General features: G+C 29.8%; 20 protein-coding genes. 18 read left to right on the top strand and 2 right to left on the bottom strand.

The window, feature by feature from the left end; all coding sequences use genetic code 11:
* The first annotated feature begins 94 nt into the window (after positions 1-94).
* Both LEBU_RS04360 and LEBU_RS11575 read left to right on the top strand, forming a co-directional pair.
* Positions 95-562 (top strand): SH3 domain-containing protein, encoded by a 468-nt coding sequence (locus LEBU_RS04360; RefSeq protein WP_015769122.1) that lies wholly within the window; start codon positions 95-97, stop codon positions 560-562.
* A gap of 200 nt (positions 563-762) precedes the next feature.
* Positions 763-1,224 carry an SH3 domain-containing protein gene (locus LEBU_RS11575; protein ID WP_015769123.1) on the top strand — a complete coding sequence of 154 codons (462 nt, stop codon included), beginning with the start codon at positions 763-765 and terminating at the stop codon, positions 1,222-1,224.
* A 73-nt stretch (positions 1,225-1,297) separates the two neighbouring features.
* On the opposite strand, the gene LEBU_RS04370 is transcribed toward LEBU_RS11575, so the two are convergent.
* Complete coding sequence (locus tag LEBU_RS04370; RefSeq protein ID WP_015769124.1) at positions 1,298-2,917, bottom strand: ABC-F family ATP-binding cassette domain-containing protein; 1,620 nt, start codon at positions 2,915-2,917, stop codon at positions 1,298-1,300.
* 155 nt (positions 2,918-3,072) lie between these two features.
* Between LEBU_RS04370 and LEBU_RS04375 the strand changes: the two genes are divergently transcribed.
* The 7 genes from LEBU_RS04375 (at position 3,073) to recR (ending at position 8,763) form a co-directional block, all read left to right on the top strand.
* Complete coding sequence (locus tag LEBU_RS04375) at positions 3,073-3,849, top strand: histidinol-phosphatase (protein ID WP_015769125.1); 777 nt, start codon at positions 3,073-3,075, stop codon at positions 3,847-3,849.
* A 32-nt stretch (positions 3,850-3,881) separates the two neighbouring features.
* Positions 3,882-4,364, top strand: a complete 483-nt coding sequence (locus LEBU_RS04380; RefSeq protein ID WP_015769126.1) for a hypothetical protein — start codon at positions 3,882-3,884, stop codon at positions 4,362-4,364.
* A gap of 73 nt (positions 4,365-4,437) precedes the next feature.
* Entirely contained in the window at positions 4,438-4,932 is a 495-nt protein-coding gene (locus tag LEBU_RS04385; RefSeq protein ID WP_015769127.1) for an NUDIX hydrolase, read from the top strand.
* Between the two features lie 49 nt (positions 4,933-4,981).
* Positions 4,982-5,407 carry a hypothetical protein gene (locus LEBU_RS04390; RefSeq protein ID WP_015769128.1) on the top strand — a complete coding sequence of 142 codons (426 nt, stop codon included), beginning with the start codon at positions 4,982-4,984 and terminating at the stop codon, positions 5,405-5,407.
* A gap of 147 nt (positions 5,408-5,554) precedes the next feature.
* The gene (gene pfkA / locus LEBU_RS04395) at positions 5,555-6,517 is read left to right on the top strand and encodes a 6-phosphofructokinase (RefSeq protein ID WP_015769129.1); all 963 of its coding nucleotides are present in this window, start codon (positions 5,555-5,557) and stop codon (positions 6,515-6,517) included.
* A 109-nt stretch (positions 6,518-6,626) separates the two neighbouring features.
* Entirely contained in the window at positions 6,627-8,054 is a 1,428-nt protein-coding gene (gene pykF, locus LEBU_RS04400) for a pyruvate kinase PykF (protein ID WP_015769130.1), read from the top strand.
* A gap of 112 nt (positions 8,055-8,166) precedes the next feature.
* Positions 8,167-8,763 carry a recombination mediator RecR gene (gene recR / locus LEBU_RS04405; protein WP_015769131.1) on the top strand — a complete coding sequence of 199 codons (597 nt, stop codon included), beginning with the start codon at positions 8,167-8,169 and terminating at the stop codon, positions 8,761-8,763.
* A 505-nt stretch (positions 8,764-9,268) separates the two neighbouring features.
* Here recR and thrC read toward each other — a convergent pair.
* Positions 9,269-10,762 (bottom strand): threonine synthase, encoded by a 1,494-nt coding sequence (gene thrC / locus LEBU_RS04410; protein ID WP_015769132.1) that lies wholly within the window; start codon positions 10,760-10,762, stop codon positions 9,269-9,271.
* A 308-nt stretch (positions 10,763-11,070) separates the two neighbouring features.
* Between thrC and LEBU_RS04415 the strand changes: the two genes are divergently transcribed.
* From LEBU_RS04415 to LEBU_RS04455, 9 genes are all read left to right on the top strand, one after another.
* The gene (locus LEBU_RS04415) at positions 11,071-12,435 is read left to right on the top strand and encodes a hypothetical protein (RefSeq protein WP_015769133.1); all 1,365 of its coding nucleotides are present in this window, start codon (positions 11,071-11,073) and stop codon (positions 12,433-12,435) included.
* 21 nt (positions 12,436-12,456) lie between these two features.
* Positions 12,457-13,152, top strand: coding sequence for a hypothetical protein (locus tag LEBU_RS04420; RefSeq protein WP_015769134.1), 696 nt, complete (start codon positions 12,457-12,459; stop codon positions 13,150-13,152).
* 466 nt (positions 13,153-13,618) lie between these two features.
* Positions 13,619-14,098 (top strand): hypothetical protein, encoded by a 480-nt coding sequence (locus LEBU_RS04425; protein ID WP_015769135.1) that lies wholly within the window; start codon positions 13,619-13,621, stop codon positions 14,096-14,098.
* A 741-nt stretch (positions 14,099-14,839) separates the two neighbouring features.
* Positions 14,840-17,536 carry a cation-translocating P-type ATPase gene (locus tag LEBU_RS04430; RefSeq protein ID WP_015769136.1) on the top strand — a complete coding sequence of 899 codons (2,697 nt, stop codon included), beginning with the start codon at positions 14,840-14,842 and terminating at the stop codon, positions 17,534-17,536.
* A gap of 92 nt (positions 17,537-17,628) precedes the next feature.
* Positions 17,629-17,910 carry an HU family DNA-binding protein gene (locus LEBU_RS04435; RefSeq protein ID WP_015769137.1) on the top strand — a complete coding sequence of 94 codons (282 nt, stop codon included), beginning with the start codon at positions 17,629-17,631 and terminating at the stop codon, positions 17,908-17,910.
* Between the two features lie 285 nt (positions 17,911-18,195).
* Positions 18,196-19,167 carry an ABC transporter substrate-binding protein gene (locus LEBU_RS04440; protein WP_015769138.1) on the top strand — a complete coding sequence of 324 codons (972 nt, stop codon included), beginning with the start codon at positions 18,196-18,198 and terminating at the stop codon, positions 19,165-19,167.
* A 40-nt stretch (positions 19,168-19,207) separates the two neighbouring features.
* Positions 19,208-20,185, top strand: coding sequence for an ABC transporter substrate-binding protein (locus LEBU_RS04445; RefSeq protein WP_015769139.1), 978 nt, complete (start codon positions 19,208-19,210; stop codon positions 20,183-20,185).
* A 47-nt stretch (positions 20,186-20,232) separates the two neighbouring features.
* A complete protein-coding gene (locus tag LEBU_RS04450; RefSeq protein ID WP_015769140.1) occupies positions 20,233-21,378 on the top strand; it encodes an ABC transporter permease in 1,146 nt (381 codons plus the stop codon).
* Entirely contained in the window at positions 21,378-22,163 is a 786-nt protein-coding gene (locus tag LEBU_RS04455; RefSeq protein ID WP_015769141.1) for an ABC transporter ATP-binding protein, read from the top strand. Before LEBU_RS04450 ends, LEBU_RS04455 begins: the two co-directional genes overlap by 1 nt.
* Positions 22,164-22,356 lie beyond the last annotated feature (193 nt).

The following is a 22,356-nucleotide window of genomic DNA, read 5'->3' on the forward strand; positions in this document are numbered from 1 at the left end:
TTTTTTTTAAATTTGTATTGCAAAAATAAAAAAAAGAGGTATAATTATAGTGATAAAAGAATTAAAAAAAGTTTAAATATAGGGAGTGATTCTTATGAAAAAAATATTATCATCTTTGATTATGTTCTCAACATTGAGCAGCATTTCAATGGGAGCAACATACATGACATCAGCAAAGGGTAATGGAATTAATGTACGAACTTCTCCAACAACAAAATCCCGAGTTGTAAAAGTTGTGCCAAGTGGAGATATCGTGAATAGTGATGAAAGATCTGGTAACTGGTACAAAGTAGAATCTGTAGATTCTGAATCTGAATACAACGGATATATTCATAACAGCCTATTAAAACCAGTAACTGAAAGAAATGTACTACCGAATGGAAATACTAATGTAAGAGCAGCAGGTTCATTAAAATCTAAAGTAATTGGTAAAGTAAATAGTGAAGATGTAATCTACACAATAGGAAATAAGAATAAAGGATGGTACCACGTAAGACTTTCAAAATACCAAGCGAATGGAAAAAAATTTGGATACATTCATGAAAGTAGATTTCAAGACTAATTATTAAAAATAAACTATATTTATTATTGCTTAAAAATTAAACTTCAAAATAGTAGGATTATAAAATTTTTCCTGCTATTTTTATATAAATTTTAAATTTTTTATTATTTTTTAAAATTTATGTTCAAAAAATGAAAATATGAGGTATAATTATAATGATAAAAAGATTAATAAAATTTTAAATCTAAGGAGTGATTTTTATGAAAAAGATGTTTCTGTTTTTAATTTTATTTTTCACATTAAGTACTGTTTTGACGGCAGATTGGTATTACATAGGGTCATCAAGTAGTGGAATAATTAATGTTCGAGAATTTCCAAATAACCAATCTAGAGTTGTAACAACCGCACGAAATAATCAAATAATACGGGTTATTCACAAACAAGGTAATTGGTATAAAGTGAATATTGAAGCTGGTGATATTGGCTATTTAGGATATATTCATAATAGCATGTTAAAAAAAGTTACAGAATTTTCAATATATTCTAAGGAAGGATACACTAATGTAAGATCAAAGCCTAGTTCTTCTTCTAAAGTAATAGCTCGGTTAGAAAATGGAGAAGAAGTTTTTGCGATAAATAAGACAGGAGACTGGTATTATGTAACACTTTGGGATAGTGACATATACGGATATGTTCATCAAAGCCAATTACAAAGAAACTAAAAAATTAAAATAAAAAATGGCAGGAAATATTAACAAATATAATCCTGCTATTTTTATATAATTTATATTCAACTTAGCTATACATTTCATTTAGTCTTGCTTCAACTGTTTCATCATTCAAATAATCATCATATTCCATTTCTTTTTCCAAAATACCTTTTGGTGTAATTTCAATTATTTTATTTGCGATTGTCTGAATAAATTCGTGGTCGTGTGTTGTGAATAAGATTGTTCCGTCAAATCTTTCTAACGATTTATTAAGCGATGTAATTGCTTCAAGATCCAAGTGATCTGTTGGGTTGTCTAATAATAGGACATTTGCGTTGGATAGCATCATTTTTGAAAGCATACAACGAACTTTTTCCCCTCCAGAAAGAACTTTGGCTTTTTTTCTTGCATCTTCTCCTGAGAATAGCATTCTTCCTAAGAATCCACGTACATATTCTTCGTGCTGATCAGTCGAAAATTGTCTTAGCCAGTCAATTAATGACAAGTCAACATCTTCAAAATATTCTGAATTGTCTTTTGGAAAATAGCTTTGTGAAGTTGTAACTCCCCATTCAACTTTTCCAGAATCAGGTTCTAGCTCGCCAGCTAAAATTTGAAAAAGAGTTGTCTTGGCTATATCATTTTTGGATAAAATAACAACTTTGTCCCCAGTGTTTATTGTAAAGGAAATATTGTCAAGAATTTTTTCTCCGTCAATAGTTTTTGTTAAGTTCTCAACTTTTAACATATTGTTTCCAGCTTCCCTTTCAGGTTTGAACTCAATATATGGATATTTTCTATTAGAAACCTGCATATCTTCAAATTGTAATTTTTCCAGCTGTTTCTTACGGCTTGTAGCTTGTTTTGATTTTGAGGCATTAGCAGAAAAACGTGCAATAAAGTCTTGAAGTTCCTTTTTCTTTTGCTCCATTTTTTTATTTTGGTTTCTAATTAATTCTTGCATTAATTGATTTGATTCGTACCAGAAATCGTAGTTTCCAACAAACATTTTGATTTTTCCGTAATCAATATCAGCAATGTGAGTACAAACCTTATTTAAAAAGTGTCTATCATGCGAAACTACAAGTACAGTTGTGTTTTCCAAGTCCATTAGAAAATCTTCTAGCCATTTTACTGCGTGCAAGTCAAGTCCATTTGTAGGCTCATCTAATAATAAAATGTCAGGATTTCCAAAAATAGCCTGTGCAAGCAGTACTTTTACCTTTTCAGGTTCTGTTAATTCTTTCATCAGTTTGTGATGCATTTCAGCGGGAATTCCTAATCCAATTAGAAATTTTTCGGCATTTGTTTCAGCTTCCCAGCCGTCCAGTTCTGCAAATTCCCCTTCAAGTTCAGCCGCCAAATTTCCATCTTCTTCAGTAAATTCAGTTTTTGCATATAAAGCATTTTTTTGCAGCATAATATCGTATAATTTTGCGTGTCCCATCATTACTACATTTAGCACTTCTTCATCTTCATAAGCAAAGTGATCCTGCTTTAGAAATGATAGTCTTTTATTTTTTTCTACAATAACTTCCCCAGAAGTAGAATCAAGCTCTCCAGTTAAAACTTTCAGAAAAGTTGATTTTCCAGCTCCGTTCGGTCCAATAATACCGTAACAGTTCCCTTCTGTAAATTTAATATTCACTTCATCAAAAAGTTTTCGTCCACCAAACTGGACAGATAAATTACTTGTTGAAATCAAAAAATTTCCTCCTTAAATATTTATAATTTATCTATATTATATCAAAAATTTTCACTAAAAACAAAATAAATTTACTTAAAACCTTTATTTTTTCCAAAATAATTGGTAAAATATACGAAAGGAAAAATTTTGAAAAAACAGAATGGGGAAAACGTATGAATAAAACAAATTTTCACACTCATAATTACCGATGTGAACATGCCGTTGGAAATGTTGAAGATTATGTAAAGGTGGCAATTAGGGAAGGCTACACCGAGCTTGGAATATCAGATCACGCTCCAATGCCTGAATATTATGAAAATAATAGAATGAAAGAAGAAGATTTTGACGGATATTTGAAGGAAATTGAAGAAGCACAAGAAAAATACGGAGATAAAATTAAGATTTATAAATCATTAGAAATTGAATATTTCCCAGAATTTGCTGAAAAATATAATAAATACAGGGAAAAACTAGATTATCTTATTTTAGGGCTGCATGCTTTTAGAAAAGATGGAGATGATACAAATTATAATGCTTGGAAAATAAAAACAGAAGAAGATGTGCTGGCTTATGCCAAATTTATGGTGGAAGCTATAGAAAGCAAAAAATTTGACTACATCGCACACCCAGATTTGTATGTAATAAATTATCGAACTTGGGATGAAAGCTGTGAAAAAGCTGCACATATGATTGCAAAAGCAGCAGAAAAAATAGATGTGCCGCTTGAAGTAAATGCAAATGGGATAAGAAAATCGTTTGAAAGACATCCTGACTGGGACAGATATATGTATCCGTACAAGGAATTTTGGGAAATTGTGAAACAGTATAATGTTAGAACGATGATTGGATCGGATACGCACAATTTTAACAGGATGGAAGATAGAGAAATGGAAATTGCTAGGGAGTTTGCGAAGGAAATTGGGTTGAATGTGATTGAGAGCATTTTTTAGAATTGTAAAATTTAACAGGAAGGATTACAATTATGAAAAAAATAATTTTATTTATTTGTATTTTAATAGGAGTGAGCTCGTGTGATATGATCGCTGAAAATATCCAGGAATCAAAAATTTATTTTGCAAATAGAAAATTAGATAAGAAAAGAAATAAAATTGGTTGGGAACTTTTAAAAGGAGATACTGAAAAAATATTATGGAATGATATGGAATTAACACTTCCTAAAAATACAAAGATAAAAAAAGAACCTGGTAAGCCAAAATATGAAACTGGAAATTTGGAATATAATGAAGTAGTATTAGAAATAAAATTTGTATACATTCCTAACAAAAATGATGGGAATATTTGTTTTGCTGAACCAACTCCATTCAAACAATGGTATAAGAAAAAAGATAATGATTATTACTTTTTATATGCTGATAATTTTGAGAATACAAAGAGTAATATGGTATTAGCTGAAAAAATAGCAAAAGAAAATGGTTTTACTGAATGTAAAAATGGGTTAAGATAATAAATTTGTATAAAAAATGAAAAATTTTAAAGAAAGGAGTGTATGGTATTGATTTATCATACAATAAACAAAAATGGATAACAGTTTTAAATTTTTAAAAGGGGCAAAAATGATACACCCCACAACAGGGATAACTTTGGAATATTTGGATAAGGCTCATGCAGTATGTTTTGTGCTGTTTAATGAAACGAAGGAAAAAGTAATTTTGGTAAAACAGTTTAGACCTGGACCAAAAGATTATTCGATTGAAGCTTGTGCAGGGTTAATTGATGGAAATGAGGAGCCTAGAGTGGCGGCTTTTAGAGAATTAAAGGAAGAAACTGGATACTTGGAAACAGACGTAACAGATATTGAGGAATTGCCGCAAGGACTGTATGTATCGCCAGGTTACACTACTGAAAAATTGTATTTTTTTAGTGCAAGATTGAAATCTGATGATATTAAGCCAATAGAGCAGTCGCTTGACCATGGGGAAGAAGTGGAAGTAATATGGGTTGATGTAAAAGATGTTATAAAACTTTCAAGCGATATGAAAACAATACTTGCTGTAACATATTTTTCTAAATAATTTTTACTAAATTTTTAGATTGTACAAATCAAATTGAAGGGAGAAAATTATGAAAAGCTCTTTGCCGTTGCCATCTCTGATAATATATGTTTATATTATTTATTTGCTTTTCAGTTTAATTATGAAAAAAATTAGATTTAAGGCAGAAAATTTGGAAGAGCTGGATGGAGAATTCATTTTTACTTTTATAAGAAGAATTAGAAAAAAAGAGATTTATTTTAACATTAATGAAGTAAAAATGTGTGTATTGTCAAGAATGCTTATACAAGGAGGAACATTTAAAACTATAAATTTCAATGTTTTCTTAAATGACGGGTATACTTTTCGACTAAGAAAAAAAAGAGAATGTTTATTATTTTTGCAAGTTTGCCGTGAAAAAAGGAATGAACTGTATCAAAAAATATTAAGCATGATTCCAGCTGATATAACAGTTATTTCAATCATTGAAAAAGAGCTGGATAATTTTAAAAGATAAATTATAGAGAAAATAAGCATTTAATCAATAATTTTAAAAATTATTTGACAACATAAATTAAAAATGATAATATAAAAACGTAAGGTTAAAAGAAATTTTCTGTTAATAAATTTTTAATTATAATAGTTATAGAAGGAGAAAAAATCTATGAAAAAAATCGCAATTTTAACTAGTGGTGGAGATTCACAAGGTATGAATACAGCGATAAGAGCTGTTACGAAAGCTGCCATAAATAAAGGAATGAAAGTTTATGGAATCAAAAGAGGATATAAGGGTATGCTTGAAGATCAGATTTCACCATTGACATTATTAGATGTAAGTGGAATTGCTGATAAAGGGGGAACAATTTTATTATCAGCAAGATTGCCGGAATTTAAAGATCCTGAAGTTAGAGCAAAAGCAGCGGCTAATTTAAAAAAATATGGAATTGATGGATTAGTTGTAATTGGTGGAGATGGATCATTCCATGGAGCACATTATTTGTATGAAGAACATGGCATCAAAACAATTGGAATACCAGGAACAATTGATAATGACGTAGCTGGAACTGATTATACAGTTGGTTATGATACTGCATTAAATATCATATTAGATGCTATTTCAAAATTAAAAGATACTGCCACTTCTCATGAAAGAACGTATTTGGTAGAAGTAATGGGAAGAAATTGCGGAGATTTGGCTCTTTATTCTGCAATAGCAGGTGGTGCAAGTGGAGTTATGATTCCTGAAAAAGAAAGCTCAATTGATGATTTAGCAGAAGTAATTAAAAAAAGACGTGCAGATGGTAAATTATATGATATAATCGTAGTTGCTGAAGGTGTAGGAAATGTTGTACAACTTAAGGAAGAATTAGCTAAAAGAGTTAACACAAGTATAAGAGTTACTATTTTAGGACATATTCAAAGAGGTGGAGCTCCTACTGCATTTGATAGAATTTTGGCAACAAGATTAGGTGTAAGAGCGGTTGAATTAATTGAAGAAGAAAAAGGTGGATTAATGGTTGGAATTCAAAGTGAAGAAGTAACAACTCATAAACTATCTTATGCTTGGGAAAATTATTCAAAAGCATCATCAGCTGACTATGTAATAGCAAATATGTTATCATTATAATTATTTAGTAATTAATGATCTATAAAAAATGAATGAATATTCTTATATTAAGTAAGATTCATTGATAAATAAGACAGTAAGAATTTTAAACATTAAATTAGGAGGAAAAATGAAAATTAAAATGACTAAAGTTGTTTGTACCATCGGTCCAAAAACTGAAAGTATTGAAATGTTGACAAAATTAGTAGAAAGTGGAATGAACGTAATGAGATTGAACTTTTCTCATGGTGATTTTGAAGAACATGGACAAAGAATTAAAAATATTAGAGAAGTAATGAAAAAAACAGGTAAAGAAATAGGGATTTTATTAGATACTAAAGGGCCTGAAATTAGAACTGGAAAATTAGAAGGTGGAAAAGATGTATTATTAGAAACTGGTAAAAAAGTAACTATTACTACTGATTATTCTTTCGTTGGAAATGCTGAAAAATTTGCAGTTTCTTATCCTGGAATTGTTGATGACTTATATGAAGGAACAACAGTTTTATTAGATGATGGTTTAGTTGGATTAAAAGTTGAGAGCGTAGACAAAGCAGCTGGAGAAGTTCACTGTGTTATCACAAATACTGGAGAATTAGGAGAAACTAAAGGTGTAAACTTGCCAGATGTTTCAGTTGGATTGCCTGCATTAGCTGAAAAAGATATTGCTGACTTGAAATTTGGTTGTGAACAAGGTGTTGACTTTGTAGCAGCTTCATTCATAAGAAAAGCATCTGACGTTGCTGAAGTAAGAAAAGTATTAGATGATAATGGTGGAAAAAATATTCAAATTATTCCTAAAATTGAAAGCCAAGAAGGTGTTGACAACTTCGATGAAATCTTGGAATTAAGTGATGGAATCATGGTAGCAAGAGGAGATTTAGGAGTAGAAGTTCCTGCAGAAGAAGTTCCTTTCATGCAAAAAATGATGATTAGAAAATGTAACAAAGCTGGAAAACCAGTTATTACAGCTACACAAATGTTAGATTCAATGATTAGAAACCCAAGACCTACAAGAGCAGAAGCAGGAGACGTTGCTAATGCTATTTTAGATGGAACAGATGCAGTTATGTTATCAGGAGAATCAGCAAAAGGTAAATATCCAGTAGAAGCTGTTAAGATGATGGCTACTATTTCAAAAAGAACAGATGAATTTAAAAAATTCAAAACAGTTGAAACTCCAGGAGGATCAGATATTTCTGTTACAGAAGCAATTTCAAGCGGTGCAGTAAGTACTTCTCATGCATTGGATGCTAAATTAATTGTATGTTGGACAAAAACTGGTAGAGCACCAAGAATGATTAGAAAATATGGACCAACTATACCAATTATTGCTTTGACAGACAATGACCAAACTGCAAGACAATTGGCATTAGTAAGAGGAGTTAGAGCTTACGTAGCAAAAGGATTGGATAAAACAGATGATTTCTTCGCAAAAGCAAGAGAAATTGCAGCTAACCATGAAGAAGCGAACAAAGGTGATTTAGTAGTAATGGTAACTGGAATCTCTAAAGAAGGAACAACTAACACATTCAGAGTAGAAAGAGTTGGAGAATAATTAAAAAATTTGATTATTTAACTGACAATTAATTTAAATATTTTTGTGAGGGAAACGGTTTTATACCTTTTCCCTTTATTTATATACATAAGAAAAGAAAGGAATAAAAAAAGTGAAAAAACTTGATGATTTGATAGATGTTTTTGCAAAATTACCGGGAATTGGAAGAAAAAGTGCGGCAAGAATTGCATTTGATGTGCTTGAAAAAAGTGAAGCTGATATTGATAGAATGCTTGAAATAATAAAAGATTCACATACTAATATTAAACATTGTGAAATTTGTGGAAATTTATCGGAAAATGATATTTGTGAAATTTGTGCCAATGAGAAAAGAGACAAGGAAGTAATCTGTGTTGTTGAAGGAGTGCGAGATGTGATTGCATTTGAAAAGTCTGAAACTTATAATGGACTTTATCACGTACTTGGCGGAAAAATTGATCCATTAAATGGAGTTACTATTGAAGATTTAAACTTAATGAAATTAATGAGAAGGTTGGATGGAAATGTGAAAGAAATTATATTAGCTTTAAATCCTGATTTGGAAGGGGAAACTACAAGTCTCTATTTGACAAAATTTTTAAAAGATAAAAATGTAAAAATTTCAAAAATTGCCAGTGGAATTCCAATGGGAGGAAATATTGAATATACAGATATGGCGACGCTGGGAAGATCGCTGGAAGGTAGAGTTAATGTGGATGATGTAGACTAGATTGGGTTTTAGAAAATAAGAGTTTAAATTACTTGTATTTTATTTGCTATTTCAGTATAATTTCAATATAGGGGCTGAAGGATAAAAAAGGGAGTAAAGTGGAATGAGAAAGAAGTTGCCCAATTGGAATATCGGATTTTAAAAAAGTGATTGAAGGGAATTAGTATTTTGATAAGATAGAATTAATTAGTAATACTAAACACCATTTAAATAACGAATTTATTACAAATTTTTCTAATCAGAGGATAAAACTCAATATTTTCAAATGATTAAAATATAATTTTCACTTTTTAAACAGATTTTGGTATAAAATTATGGAAGAGGCGGAAATGGTAAAAATTTTTACAAGACCTCGGCGTTTTTAGGAAAAGAAATGGAAGTTAAATTTGAAGGATAAATAAAAATATAAAAAACAAAAAATAAATACTCAAGCAGTCTGATAAAATAACCATTGCCTGAGTATTTTTTATTGAAATTAGATTAATTTCTAAAATTTTAATAATTTTTATTTTAAATCGTTTATATATTTTTTCACAAAGTCCTGAATTTCAGCCTTATCAATTACATTTGAAAATCTTATTTCTGAATTTCTGACTTCTGTCAGCTTTTCTGGGAATTTTACACCAGTAACTTTTGATACTTCATCTAAAATTGCATAAGGCTCTTTTGTTTCATCAAGTCCCAATGCTTTTGCAATTGGAGTTGGGAATTTGAATGGGTGTGCTGTTGACATTATTACTGTGTGAATGTTTTTATCTAAATTGTTGTTATCTAATTTTTCATAAACAGAATAAGCAACTGCTGTGTGAGGATCCATTAAATAATGATAATTTTCATATACATTTTTAATTGCATTTACAGTTTCATCATCGTTCGCAAATTCTCCGTAAAATTCATTTTGAATATTTTTCAATTCTTCTTCATTTACAGACAACTCTCCTCCTAAAAGTAAGTTTGTAATCAATTCATTTACTCTTTCAGAATTTTCATTTAGTGCGTAATATAAATATCTTTCAAAATTTGATGAAAGAAGAATGTCCATTGAAGGTGAGTTTGTTGCGTAAAAATCTCTATTTTTGTTGTATATTCCAGTTTGGAAGAAGTCAGCCAGAACTTTATTTTTATTTGAAGCTGAAATAAATTTTTTGATTGGTATCCCAAGTTTTTTAGCGATAAATCCAGCTAAAATATTTCCAAAGTTTCCAGTTGGAACTACCACATTAAATTCCTCGTTAGGCTTAATTGTTCCAGCTTTTACCAAGTTTACATAAGTTGACACATAATATATGATTTGTGGAAATAATCTTCCAATATTGATAGAGTTTGCACTTGAAAACATTACATTGTGATCGTTTGCATATTTTTTAAATTCTTCGCTGGAAAAAATGACTTTTATGGCACTTTGAGCATCATCAAAGTTTCCGTTTATTGCGACAATTTCGACATTGTTTCCAAGCTGTTTTCGCATTTGTTCTTCCTGCATCGGACTAACTCCATTTTTAGGATAAAATACGACAATGTTAATTCCGTCAACATTTTTAAATCCTTCAAGTGCAGCCTTTCCAGTATCTCCAGAAGTTGCAGCCAGAATCAATATTTTTTTATCTTCTTTTTGTTTTTCTTTACTTAAAAGCAGCAAATATGGGAATAATGAAAGAGCCAAATCTTTAAATGCCAATGTTCTTCCATGAAACAGTTCTCCAAAACTTACTTTTTCATTTAATTTATGTACAGGAACAATATTTTCATCAGTAAAAGTAGTATTGTTATAAGCATTGTTCACAGCATTTTTTATTTCTTCGTCTGAAAATTCTGTAAAAAATAGTTTTATAATTTTTTCTGAAAGTTCTTGATAAGACAAGTCTTTTAGTTCATCATAAGTCAATTTAACTTCTGGTAATTTTTCAGGGATATAAAGCCCGCCGCCATTTGCAAGTCCATGTAATGTAGCAAAAGTGGAGCTTTGTACTTTTCCGCCTCTTGTACTTTTGTAATTCATAATTACACCTCTTCTTTGATTATTTTATTTATAAAACATTATAACATAAAAAAATACGCCAATCAATTGGAATGGAGCATTTTTTTAGCTTTTGTTAATCTAAATGGATTAATTTATTATTTTTATAAGTCAAGCATATCATAAAATGTGAAATTAGTTAACTAGAAAATAAAAAATTATAAATTTTTTAATAAATAAACAATTTTTCTCATTTTTCTTTAATAATTAATCTGTATAATATAATTGAAGTAAAGTTTTTTGTTTTATAATTATTATGATATATGTGTATAGAAAGGTTGGTAAAGACTATGAAAAAAATATTTTTGATGTTATTATTGATATTTTGTGTAATTTCCTGTGAATTAAAAAAGGCTCAGGAAGCATACGATAGAAAAGAATATTTGGAAAGTATGAAAATTGTTTTAAAATATTTTGAAAAAAATCCTCACAAATTACAGAAGATAAAACCAGATGTAAAAAATGACCTTATTGCAAAATTTTCAAATATTGTAAGTATTTATGAAAGAAAGGCGTATAATGGAACTCCTGATGAAAAAATTGAAGGTTATTCTAGTTTAGGTCAGATTTATATGTTAGTGGATAAATATTCGGCATCACATGAATTTACAAATTTTACTAGGGAGCATAATTTGAATTCAATTTATGACAATTATGAAAGTCTTATTTCACAGAAAATACGAGATAATATGAGCTGGGAAAATTATGAAAATATTTATCAGACGGTAAAGAAATACTATAACGGGCATATAGAATTTATGGAAGAATTAATGAATAGTGGTAAAATGACGTTTTATCGAGAAGTTCATGAAAAAATGTCAAGATCAAAAGCTGATAAATTAATAGATATTGCACAAAGATTTGAAAACTCGGGAAATTATAGAAATGCTGAAAAATTGTATTTAGATGCGAGTAAAACCTATTCGCGTTATGACGAAAACTACAGACAAGCCAAAACTAGATATTATGAAACAAAGCAAAGAGCAGATTTAATTGATGCGGAAAAAAGTTATAATTTAGGACTTGCAGAAGTTCGTAAGAATACTAAATCGAGTTATAGAAAAGCTGCAAACTATTTTGAAGAAGCTGCAAAATTTGTGCCTAATTATCGGGATAGTAAAGAATTGGCAAGAAAATATGAAAGTATGGGAGAAATACATTATTATTTTTCAGAGTGTCCAACTACAGTTGAAAATTATATAAGCAGTGGGCTAGCAAGAGTAGGAAGTAAAAAAATGTCAATTGGGTATGCTGATGTAGTTATTTCATGTGATATGGATACTCGATATAGAGTTTATGAAGGACTTCCTAAAAGAGTGGGACGTACTGAAGTTGGTCAGGTACGAGATAAAAATGGAATGTTTGTTACAAAGCAATATATGTTCCAAGAAATTGAAAAAATTTCTACTGAAACGATGGATATGAAATATACAATAAAATTAAGTGGATTGTCAAGAAAAAGCGTTAATGGAAGTTTTTCCGTAGAAAATAAATATAAGGAACTAGTTTACAGTGGAGATGTTCCAGAAAAATATAGATCGGTAAAGGAATCTCCTTTAGGAAAAGATGAAATGAAGAAAAAAGCATATAAAACAATGTTAGATAAAGCTCATACAGAATTAGAGGAAATAATAAAAGTTATCAAAAATTTATAAAAAAAGAGAGAAGTGAATGATATGAAAAAAGTAATTTTAAGTTTATTTGTATTGTTAAGTTTATCAACTTTTACACAGGAAAAATATAAAATAGAAATAGAGCCGTCTACAAAAATATCTCAAAATGTTATTCAGGGCTATAATTCTCAAATTGAAAAAGAAGTGAGCAAAATATATTCAAAAGAAGAAATGTTTGGAATTATGAATAAAATGATGAACGGAGCTTCTGCTTCTATTCAAGGTAAAAATGGAGCAAATGAGTCAAAAGGATTTTTGGGAGAAGACTATATTTCTAAAATGATGGATACAATGTTTAAGTATTATAAAATTGAAATAGAAAAGATAAATTATATTTCTGAAAATAAGGCGTATGTAAAAGTTAAATTGGGATTTCCTATTAATATGGATGAAATAAAAAGTATGAGCAGTCTTGATAAAATGCTTGAAAAAGCTCAGGAGAATTCTAAAAAACTTGAAACAGCCTTTAAGAAAAAAACAGGAAAAACAATAGAAGAGTATTCAAAGTCAATTTCAGAAAAAGATGAAAAGGCAATGAAAAAATATTTTAAAATAATGAGTGAAATTCAAATGGAAATGATGGACGAAGAATTGGATAAAATGACAAAAAATGGAAAATATGTAGGAAGAAAAGAAATTTTGGAAGCTAATAGAAAGAATGGTAAATGGGTAATAGAAAATCCAAATTTTGGATATTAAAATAATATCAATAGAGAGAAAAATAAATTTGAATTAGTAAAATTAAAGTGAACAAAAATAGTAAAAATGAATACACTTCAGTTTAAAAGATAATACTAGATAAAAAAGGAGCATATTGTGTTTTATATAGACTAAGCCGCCCCTTGATTCATAATATTTATTTGATTAAATTCCAGATTAAATACAAGGAGATTTTATTTTCTCCTTGTTTTTTTGGTTAAATACTCATCAAGTTTAATAAATTTTGGAATTAATTCTAAAGTAATTTACTACAAATATTAAGAAATTATAATTAATATTATTATATTTTACTTTTGTTAAAATTTATTTTTGTTAGATGTGATATTTTAAAAGTAATTTATATAAATTGTTTTTTTTGGTTTGTTTACTTTTGATAATTTATATGGTATAATAATTACTGTATAATATTAAGGTTATTGAAATAAAAAAATAGGAGGGATTCAGTATGAAAAAATTAGTATTAGGTTTGTTTTTAGTATTAACGGCAATGTCATTTTCAGCTCCACGTTTTGTAGATGTTAATGGGATAAAAAGAAAAAAATATAGAATTATTGCTGATACAGATATAGGATTTTCATATTTAGCGAAAAATAGCGAAAGTGGTAAATATATATCATTATCATATTATTATGGTAGGGATAAAGATAATCCAAAGTCTGTAAATAATTTGTTGAAGAAAGAATTTATAGAAGGGATAGATTTGGAATATATGCGTAATTATGAAAATAGCAGATACTATGTTACTAAATATTATAATAGAGAAGAAGAAATTTATGCTTATCTTGCAATAGGAAAAAATCCTAAAATAAAAAATTGCTATGTTGCAGTTCTTTATCTTACACCAGAAAATTTTGGCACAAAAACTTTAAATTATAATATAAATGTTCTTTTAGACGAAGCAGAAAGTTTTTTAATAAAATCATAAATTGCAATATTAATTGCGATATTTTACTAAATTTTTTTAAAACTAATTTCGTGTAAGAATTTTTCAAATGGTGTTACATGGTTTAAACATTTTCTTGGTCTTGAGTTTATCAGCATTAAATTCTTATCAATTCTTCTGTTTCTATCTTTGCTATGTTGGTCTTCTTTGGGTAAAATTCTCTCAGAAGACCGTTATTGTTTTCGTTACAACTTCTTTGTCACGAGCAGTATGGTTCTGTAAAATAGAAATCTATTTCCAGCTTTTCCACATATGTGAAATAAATCTTTACAGAAGGAATAGCAATGTAAGTTTTAGTTTTATCATTAGCCAAATCGTTAAAAAAGAAAATGACTTTATCATCGACATTATTTTTTCTTATTGTTTTATTTTTAATGTTAATATTTTATTTATCTCAATTTTTTTAAAATTAAGATAATAAATTAAATGTTGAGTGTAGAATAAAAATAGAATGAGAAAAAATTTTAAAATTATAGTGAAATAAAATGAATTTTAGTGTATAATATAAAAAATAATTTAAAAAATAAAGGAGTTGGATATTGAATGTAATAGATGCAGAAAAATCACTTTAAAACTAATTTTAAAATTTGATTTTGAAATATTCTTTGAAATATTCAATTTTCAATCTAAGTTTTCAAAGAGGTCGAGTATAAATTGTAAAAGTTGAATAAAAATAAAACAATAAAAAAAAAGAACATTAAAGAAGAAAGAGGTGCAAAAATTATGTGGTTTACAAAATCACAAAATGATGTTTTAAAAGAGTTGAATGTGGATCCTAAAGTTGGGTTGACAACTGAGGAAGTAAATATCAGGCTTGAAAAATATGGACAGAATAAATTGAAAGGGAAGGCTAAAAAAACGTTATTGCAGTTATTTATAGCACAGCTTCAGGATATGCTGATTTATGTGTTAATTGCAGCTGCTGTAATAAATTTGATTGTAGATATTCATCATGGATGGACTGATGCTTTGATTATAATGGCGGTAGTACTTATAAACGCTGTAGTCGGTGTAGTTCAGGAATCAAAAGCGGAAAAGGCGCTTGAGGCATTGCAGCAAATGACGACTCCTAAGAGCCTAGTTCGTAGAAATGGAGAAGTTATAGAGGTTAATTCAGAAGACTTAGTTCCAGGAGATATTTTGGTAATTGATGCAGGTAGATTTATTCCAGCTGATGTGCGGCTTATAGAAAGTGCAAATTTACAAATTGAAGAATCGGCACTTACGGGAGAATCAGTACCAAGTGAGAAAAATGCTGATTTTATTACAAAAGATGAAAAAATTCCTGTTGGAGATAAGGAGAATATGGCATTTATGTCAACTATGGCGACTTATGGACGTGGTGAAGGTGTCGTAGTTGCCACAGGAATGGAAACTGAAATTGGTAAAATTGCGAAAATACTTGATGAAGATGAAAGTACGTTGACTCCACTTCAAATAAAGCTGGATGAGCTTGGGAAAATACTTGGTTATATTGCAATGGGAATTTGTGCTGTGATATTTGTTGTTGGAATTATTCAGAAACGTCCTATTTTGGAAATGTTTATGACTTCGATAAGTTTGGCAGTCGCTGCGATTCCTGAAGGGCTTGTTGCAATTGTTGCGATTGTGCTTGCAATGGGTGTTAATAAAATGTCTAAAAAAAATGCAATTGTAAGAAAATTGCCTGCGGTGGAAACATTGGGAGCAGTAAATATAATTTGTTCAGATAAAACAGGAACATTGACGCAAAATAAAATGACAGTTGTAAAAACTTATACCCTTGACAATTTGAGAGATGTGCCGTCAGAAGGAAGAGATTTTGTGGCAAATAAAGATGAAAGTGAATTAATTCGTTCATTCGTGCTTTGTTCAGATGCTTCGATTGACAACGGGCAGGATATTGGGGATCCGACAGAAGTGGCACTGGTTGTGCTGGGAGATAGATTTAATCTTGAAAAAAATGCTTTAAATGCGAAATATAAAAGAGTTAGTGAAAATCCGTTCGATTCAGATAGAAAATTAATGTCGACTTTGAATGAAGAAGGAAACGGGAAATATAGAGTTCATACAAAAGGTGCGATTGACAATATTCTTGTAAGAGCAAATAAAATTCTGTTAAATGGAAAAATTGTTGCATTGACGCAAGAAATGAAAGAAAAAATATTAAAAGTGGCAATGGAAATGTCAGATGATGCACTTCGTGTATTAGGTGTGGCATTTAAAGATGTAGACAGTGTAATTGTTCCTGAAGAAATGGAAAAAGAGCTGGTTGTAGTTGGAATTGTTGGAATGATTGACCCGCCAAGAACAGAAGTTAAAGATTCGATAATGGAGGCAAAAAATGCTGGAATTACTCCAATTATGATTACAGGGGATCACAAAAATACAGCAGTTGCCATTGCAAAAGAACTAGGAATTGCGACAGACATAAGTCAGAGTTTGACTGGTGCTGAAATTGATGAAATTTCAGATAAGGAATTTTCTGAAAATATCGGTAAATATAAAGTTTTTGCAAGAGTTTCGCCTGAACATAAAGTGAAAATTGTAAGAGCTTTTAAACAAAAAGGTAACATTGTTTCAATGACAGGAGATGGAGTAAATGATGCACCGTCGCTTAAATTTGCTGATATTGGTGTAGCAATGGGAATTACAGGGACTGACGTTTCCAAGGGTGCGAGTGACATGATTTTGACTGATGATAACTTTACTACAATTGTTCATGCAATTGAAGAAGGAAGAAATATTTACAATAATATCAAAAAAACTATTATTTTCCTGCTTTCTTGTAACTTGGGAGAAATAATCTGTATTTTTCTTTCGACATTGTTAAATTGGGATTTACCATTAGTTGCAACACAATTATTATGGGTAAATTTGGTTACTGATACTTTACCAGCATTAGCACTTGGAATTGATCCAGGAGATAAGGATGTAATGAAACGTTCTCCAAGAAATCCTAAGGAAAGTTTCTTTTCTGAAGGTGCAGGAATGCGGGCAGTAATTGGCGGGGGATTAATCGGACTATTGACATTAGCTGCATTTTATATCGGAATTAGTGAAACTGGAATGATTGGAAATTTGGGACAGCTGGAAGCAATGGCAAAAGCTGGGAACGAAGCTGCAAAACATGCCTTGACGCAAGGTAGAACAATGGCATTTATTGTGCTTACAGTATCGCAGTTATTCTATTCATTGACAATGAGAAACAGTCAAAAAACGATATTTAAAATTGGAATTTTTAAGAACAAATATTTAATTTATTCGATTATAATCGGAATTGCATTGCAAATAGGATTAACTTCATTTGCACCTATTGCACAAGTATTTAAAGTAACAAAAATTTCATTTGGAAATTGGGATATCGTTTTAATGTTTGCATTAATACCTTTTGCAGTAAATGAAATTATAAAATTAATTTCAAACATAGAAAACAAATAAAAATTTAAATTATTTGAAAAAATCTTGACAAATATTAAAAATGTGGTAACATATAGTAAACAATCTAAATAAAAGAGTTTGGAGGAAATATAATGTCAAAAAAAGAATTTGTAGATGCTTATGCTAAAGCAACTGGAGAAACTAAAAAAAGAGCTGAAGAATTAGTAAATGCTTTTTTAGAAACAGCAGAAGAATTTTTAGTAAAAGGTGAGAATATTCAGTTTGTAGGCTGGGGAACTTTTGAAGTAAAAGAAAGAGCAGCTAGAGAAGGAAGAAATCCTTCAACTGGAGATCCAATCCAAATAGAAGCTAAAAAAGTAGTAAAATTCAAAGTTGGAAAAAAATTAGCAGACAAAGTTGCTGAAGCTAAATAATAAAATATTTTATTTCTTATAAATCAAAGCTATCTTGAGATAATAACTTTTCATTTTTTCAAGATAGTTTTTTGTTTACTTTATTAATTTTTTGTAATTATGTAATAAAACATTTATTATTAATAATTTGTCTAAATATTAAGTAAGATAAAATTCAAGGAAGTAAAAAATAATCAAAAAAGTAATTAAAAAGGAAATAATAATATTGCTTTAAAGAGAAAAAAATGTTATTATTTTATAGTAAGAAAAATTTAGTAGGATAGTAGGAAAGGTGAGGAAAAGATTATGAAAAGATTATTGATTTTAGTGAGTGCTTTGGCATTTATGGTTTTGAGTTGTGGTAATTCTAATGGTAGTAAAGGTGGTAATGGAACTGAAAGTGGAAATGGTTCCAAGAAGTATAGAATTGGGATTACACAGATTGCGTCACATCCTGCACTTGATAGTGCAAGAGAAGGCTTTAAAGATGCTTTTAAGGAAGCAGGAGTTACAGCTGATTTTGATGAGAAAAATGCAAATGGTGAAACAGCTAATGCAAATTTAATTGCAAATAATTTTGTCGGTTCAAAAGAAGATCTGATTTATGCCATTGCAACAAATGCGGCTCAACCGGCAGCACAGGCAACAAATGACGTACCTGTTGTATTTGCAGCAATTACAGATCCAGAATCTGCAGGTATTTTAAAAAATAATGTGACTGGTGTAAGTGACAGAATGGATGTAAAACAGCAGCTGGAATTATTAAAGAAATTGAGTCCTAATGTAAAAAAAGTTGGCGTAATTTACAATTCATCAGAACAAAATTCAAAAATTCAAGTGGAAGACTTGAAAAAAGCTGCAAAAGAATTGGGGATGAGTATTGTTGAAAAAAGTATTGTTCAAGCAAATGAAATACCGCAAGCAGCAGATAATTTGGTAAGAGAAGCAGATGCAGTTTACTTGCCTACAGATAATCTTGTAGCATCAGTTGTGAGTTTGATTACAGATAAAGCGACAGCAGCTAAAAAAATAGTATTTGGTGCTGAAGCAGCTCATGTAAAAGGTGGAGCATTGATTACACAAGGTGTGAGCTATTATGAAATAGGAAAAGAAGCTGGTAAAATGGCAATCGATATTTTGAAAAATGGTAAAAAGCCAAGTGAAATTAAATTTAAGACAATGCCTTTAAATGAAATTGTAATAAATGAAAAGACACTTGCAGCACTTGGAATTTCATTGCCAGAAGACATAAAATCCAAAGCTAAAATGGTTCAATAAGATTATAATATAATAACAATTGGGAAAGGAAAAAAATAACATGAAAAAAATATTATTAGTAGCAATGAGCTTATTAATGGTATTATCCTGTGGAAATAAAGGCGATAATACTGTTAGTGGGAACAAGGATTCGCAGGCATCAGATGGCAAGCAGGTCTATAAAATAGGTGTAACGCAGTTTATGGAACATCCGTCACTTAATTTAACTAAGCAAGGATTTGAAGATGCATTTAAAGAGGCTGGAATAAAAGCTGATTTTGATGAAAAAAATGCAAACGGAGAAGTAACAAATGCAAATTTAATTGCAACAAATTACAAGGCGGATAAAAAGGATTTAGTATTTGGAATTGCAACACCGTCAGCACAGGCATTGGCAAATAATATTACAGATATTCCTGTGTTATTTTCAGCAGTAACTGATCCTGCAAGTGCGAAACTTCTGAATCCAAATGTGACAGGAACAAGTGACAAAGTGGAAAATATTGCGGCTCAGCTTGACTTGTTAGCAAAAATAAAACCTGGATTAAAGAAAATTGGAGTTTTATATAATCCATCAGAACAAAATTCGACTGTTCAAGTTCAGGAAATTCAAAAAATTGCTAAAGAAAAAAATATAGAAGTTGTGCTGCAAGGAATAAGCAACTTTGGAGAATTGGCTCAGGCTACTAAAAATTTACTTGGAGCAACTGATGCGTTGTATCTTCCAACAGACAATCTTGTTGTATCTGGAGCAAACTTAATTACTTCAGAAGCGATTAATGCAAAAAAACCTGTAGTTGCAAGTGAAAATTCCACTGTAAAACTGGGAGCGTTATTTACAATGGGGCTTGATTATTACGCATTAGGAAAAAGAACTGGAGAAATGGCAATTGAAATTCTGAAAGGAAAACCTGTTTCTCAAATTCCTTTTGAAACTTCAAAACAAATGAAATTGTACGTAAATGAAAAAACAGCACAAGCATTAGGACTGGATGTAAAAAATTCTATGTTTAATGGGGCTGAATTTGTCAGTAAATAAAAAATAAATTTTGGAGAGAATAGAAAAGAAAGAGAGAAAAAAGTTAAATGAATGAATTATTAGTATTTTTGCAAAGTCTTCCAGAGGCTTTTAAAACAGGGTTTATATATTCGATAATGGTTATGGGAGTGTATTTGACTTATAAAATACTAGATTTTCCTGATATGTCAGTAGATGGAACTTTTCCATTAGGAGGATTTGTATTTGCAGCATTTGCACTTTCTAAAAACGGCTTTTTTGGAATTACAAGTCCTATTATGGGGCTTATTTTAGCGGTAATATGTGGAATGATTGCTGGTTATATTACAGGGGCATTGCACGTTTATTTAAAAATTAACGGACTACTTTCGGGGATTTTAGTAATGACGGGGCTTTATAGTATAAACTCCAGAATTGTCGGAATGCCAAATGTATTTATTTCGCCAGAGAGAAGTATTTATGAAATAATTTCGTATGAAAAGGATTTTGTGCCTTTTATAATTATGTTTGTTATTTTACTTATTTTAAAAGGTCTTTATGATTATAAAATTAAGGAAAATAAGTATATGATTAGAAGTTTGGCTACTTATACTGTTTTTGTAATAGGGTTAATTATTTATGTTGCAAATACGAAAGATGTTAAATTGATGTTAACTGTACTTATAGCTTTTGTTATAAAAATGATTATTGATTATGTTTTGACATCAAAATTTGGATTTGCGTTAAGAGCTTTGGGAAATAATGAGCAGCTAGTTGTAAGTTTAGGGGTAAATGAGAAAAGACTTAAAATATTTGGACTTATGCTTGCAAATGGTGTTGTAGCCTTATCAGGAGCGTTATTCGCACAAAATATTAAAGTTGCAGATTTACAGTCTGGAGTAGGGACAATCGTTATTGGACTTGCGGCAATTATTCTAGGACTTGGAGTATTGAAAAAATCTCGTATAATAAATGAAATTTCAATTGTTACAATAGGTTCTCTTATGTATTATTTTATTATAAACTTGGCGTTAATGTCAAACGGATGGACAAGAAGTCTATATGAAGGACTTCATTTCAGTGACAATATTATAAAAATACTAGAAATAAAACCAACTGATGTCAAAATTATAACAGCGATAATACTTGCGGCAATTTTATGGAACGAGCTTATTAAAAAGGCTAAAAAAGGTAAGAAAAAAGTAAAATTAATTAAGAAAGGGGAAGGGAACTAATGATAGAAATAAAAAATTTGTACAAGACTTTCTTCTCTGAACTTGGAACGGAAAAACAAGTATTTAAAGGTCTCAATTTTACAATAAATGATGGAGATTTCATAACAATTATCGGAAGTAACGGTGCTGGAAAATCAACTCTTTTAAATGTTTTAAATGGACAAATTATTCCAGACGGAGGAAACATCGTTTTAAATGGAAATGACATTACTAGTATTGAACAGCATAAAAGAGCAAAATGGATTTCACAAGTTTATCAAAATCCAACAATGGGAACAGCTCCATCAATGACGGTGCTGGAAAATCTGTCAATGGCAAAAAATAAAGGAAAACGATTTAATTTTACTTTTGGACTGGATACTAAAAATATCGAATTTTATAAAAAACAATTAGCAACTCTCGGACTTGGACTTGAAAATCAGCTGTTTACACAAGTAGGACTTCTATCTGGTGGGCAAAGACAATGTTTATCTTTAATAATGGCAACTTTGAACCGTCCAGACATCTTACTGCTGGATGAACACACAGCAGCACTTGACCCGCAGACTTCTGAAATAATTCTTGAAAAGACAAAGGAAATTATTGAAAAAAATAATATAACAAGTCTTATGATAACACATAATATGCAAGATGCTATAACTTATGGAAACAGACTAATTATGCTTCATGCTGGAGAAGTAATTTTTGATATAAAAGGTGAAGAAAAGAAAAAGCTGACAGTAGAAAAATTATTGGAAATGTTTAAAACAAAAGATGCCAAATTGTCGGATAAAAATATATTTTAAATGTGTAAGGGCTGTATTTAACAGTCCTTTTTTTGTGAATTTTCAATAATACTTGTCCATTTTAAAAATAAACTAAAAATTATAAGTATGTTTCTCCAGTCTGAATAAAAGGACTATATTAAAAATAAAAAAACATTGACTGATTCAAATTGATAATTTTCGTATAAAAAGAGGTTTTAATAAATTATAATGA

Source organism: Leptotrichia buccalis C-1013-b (assembly GCF_000023905.1).
GTDB classification, from domain to species: domain Bacteria; phylum Fusobacteriota; class Fusobacteriia; order Fusobacteriales; family Leptotrichiaceae; genus Leptotrichia; species Leptotrichia buccalis.

Bases quoted from the DNA above. Each gene is read 5' to 3' on its own strand.
- LEBU_RS04360 (WP_015769122.1), top strand. From the start codon at position 95: ATGAAAAAAATATTATCATCTTTGATTATGTTCTCAACATTGAGCAGC.
- LEBU_RS11575 (WP_015769123.1), top strand. From the start codon at position 763: ATGAAAAAGATGTTTCTGTTTTTAATTTTATTTTTCACATTAAGTACT.
- LEBU_RS04375 (WP_015769125.1), top strand. From the start codon at position 3,073: ATGAATAAAACAAATTTTCACACTCATAATTACCGATGTGAACATGCC.
- LEBU_RS04380 (WP_015769126.1), top strand. From the start codon at position 3,882: ATGAAAAAAATAATTTTATTTATTTGTATTTTAATAGGAGTGAGCTCG.
- LEBU_RS04385 (WP_015769127.1), top strand. From the start codon at position 4,438: ATGGATAACAGTTTTAAATTTTTAAAAGGGGCAAAAATGATACACCCC.
- LEBU_RS04390 (WP_015769128.1), top strand. From the start codon at position 4,982: ATGAAAAGCTCTTTGCCGTTGCCATCTCTGATAATATATGTTTATATT.
- pfkA (WP_015769129.1), top strand. From the start codon at position 5,555: ATGAAAAAAATCGCAATTTTAACTAGTGGTGGAGATTCACAAGGTATG.
- pykF (WP_015769130.1), top strand. From the start codon at position 6,627: ATGAAAATTAAAATGACTAAAGTTGTTTGTACCATCGGTCCAAAAACT.
- thrC (WP_015769132.1), bottom strand. From the start codon at position 10,762: ATGAATTACAAAAGTACAAGAGGCGGAAAAGTACAAAGCTCCACTTTT.
- LEBU_RS04415 (WP_015769133.1), top strand. From the start codon at position 11,071: ATGAAAAAAATATTTTTGATGTTATTATTGATATTTTGTGTAATTTCC.
- LEBU_RS04420 (WP_015769134.1), top strand. From the start codon at position 12,457: ATGAAAAAAGTAATTTTAAGTTTATTTGTATTGTTAAGTTTATCAACT.
- LEBU_RS04425 (WP_015769135.1), top strand. From the start codon at position 13,619: ATGAAAAAATTAGTATTAGGTTTGTTTTTAGTATTAACGGCAATGTCA.
- LEBU_RS04430 (WP_015769136.1), top strand. From the start codon at position 14,840: ATGTGGTTTACAAAATCACAAAATGATGTTTTAAAAGAGTTGAATGTG.
- LEBU_RS04435 (WP_015769137.1), top strand. From the start codon at position 17,629: ATGTCAAAAAAAGAATTTGTAGATGCTTATGCTAAAGCAACTGGAGAA.
- LEBU_RS04440 (WP_015769138.1), top strand. From the start codon at position 18,196: ATGAAAAGATTATTGATTTTAGTGAGTGCTTTGGCATTTATGGTTTTG.
- LEBU_RS04445 (WP_015769139.1), top strand. From the start codon at position 19,208: ATGAAAAAAATATTATTAGTAGCAATGAGCTTATTAATGGTATTATCC.
- LEBU_RS04450 (WP_015769140.1), top strand. From the start codon at position 20,233: ATGAATGAATTATTAGTATTTTTGCAAAGTCTTCCAGAGGCTTTTAAA.
- LEBU_RS04455 (WP_015769141.1), top strand. From the start codon at position 21,378: ATGATAGAAATAAAAAATTTGTACAAGACTTTCTTCTCTGAACTTGGA.